The 1724-nt window shown below is 78.2% G+C and carries 1 protein-coding gene; it reads right to left on the bottom strand.

Annotated elements, in window-relative coordinates; genetic code table 11:
• A partial coding sequence (locus HMPREF0731_RS20775; protein ID WP_040614303.1) for a hypothetical protein occupies nt 1-1724 on the bottom strand: 1724 nt, incomplete at both ends.

Below are 1724 nucleotides of genomic sequence, written 5' to 3'. Positions count from 1 at the left end.
GGGCGCCGCCCTGGCCACCGCCTGGCCCGCCCCCTGGTCCGCCCCCTGGCGCCCCCGCCTGGCCGCTCCCCTGCCCTCCCGCCTGAGCCCCCCCCTGGACACCGCCGAATTGCAGCACGCCGGAGAGGCTGACATCGCTCTCGGCCACGCGCCCCGAGAGGCGCCGCGCCGTCAGCCTCCCATTCTCCAGCGAGGCATCGGCGGAGAGGCCCTGGATCGGGACGCCGTTCCAGCTCGCCTGCTCGACCGAGAGGCGCAGATTGGCGTCGAGCCCGGCCAGGCGCTGCTGCAGCCCGGCCCAGCCCAGGCCGCGCAGCGTGCCCGGGGCCAGCCAGCCCTCCAGCGGCAGATGCTCCAGCGTCAGGCCGAGGCCGAGCGCCGGGCGGGCGCCGAAGCGCCACACCCCGGCGCCGGAGACGCGCCCGCCATCCAGCGTCGCGGTGAATTCCGGCACCGCCGCCTGCGCCTCGTCCAGCACCAGGCGGAAGCGGCCCTCGCCCTCGCGCAGCCGGGCCGGGTCGGTGCCCTCCAGCGGCAGGCCGAGCGCCAGCAGCGTGGCGCGCAGCGTGGCGCCGCGGAACTGCACCGCCGCCTCCAGCCGCCCTGCCGGCGGGACCTGCCCCTGTTGCCCCTGCCCTTGCCCCTGCCCTTGCCCCTGGGCGGGCGCGGCGGCGCGGGTGGTGGTGCCGGACAGCTCGATCTCGGTGTCGCCGGGCAGCACGGCACCGATGTCGGAGAGGGTCAGCCGGTCGCCCTCCAGGAAGGCGGCGCCGCGCAGCCGGCGCAGCGTCAGGCCGCGGAAGCCCGCCGCCTCGGCCGAGAGGTCGAGGCCGAAGGGCAGCGGCAGCGATCCCGCGCCGCGCAGGGCGGCCAGCCAGGGGTCCAGCTCCACCCGCCCGGTGACGAGGGCGAGGTCGAGCCGCGGCATCGGCGCCAGGCGCAGCGTGGCGACCCCGCGCGCCGGGCTGCCGCCGAGGTCGAGCGCCAGCTCATCCGCCGTCAGCAGGTCGGCGCTGGCGGAGAGCCGGCCGCGCAGGCGGAAACTGCCGGCGGGCGCCGGCAGCAGCGCGGACAGATCGCTGCCGCCGCCCTGCAGCGTGCCCTCGAAGCCGCCCTCCGGCAGCAGCACGCCGCTGGCCGAGGCCGAGGCGCGCGCGCCGGAGACGGTCAGCGCCAGCGGCGCGATGCCGTCCCAGCCGGCGCGGCCCAGGGTGGTGTCGAAATCCAGGTCGGTCTGCCGCCAGCGGAAGCGGCCCTGGATGCGCAGCGCCTCGCTGGCCGAGGCGGCGGCCAGGTCGGCCTCCACCCGCTCCAGCACCAGCTGGCCGATGGTGACGCGCGAATCCTGGATGCGGCCCTGCAGCCCGGTCAGCCAGGGCGGCGGGCGGAAGGGCTGGCCGCCGGCCGGCACGGGCGGCCAGGGCAGGCGGATCTCGGCGCCGACCAGCGCCACCTCGCGCGGCTCCAGCCGCAGCCGCAGCAGCGCCGGAAGGTCGAGCCGCAGCCGCAGCGCGCGGGCGCGGATCGAGATGTCGTCCTCCGGCCCGCCGATGGTGACGCCGCCGGCCTCCAGCATGGGCTGCGGCAACAGGGTGAGCTGCACCGGCCCGGCCAGCGTCACCCGCTGGCCGAGGCGGCCGGCCGCCAGGATGGCCAGCCGGTCGCGATGCTCGTTCCAGTCGGTCAGGCGCGGGCCGTACCACAGCCCGGCCAGCACCAAAGGC

This window comes from Pseudoroseomonas cervicalis ATCC 49957 (assembly GCF_000164635.1).
Lineage (GTDB): Bacteria > Pseudomonadota > Alphaproteobacteria > Acetobacterales > Acetobacteraceae > Pseudoroseomonas > Pseudoroseomonas cervicalis.
The sequence above is the reverse complement of the archived record's forward strand: the minus strand, read 5'-3'. Positions and strand labels throughout refer to the sequence as shown.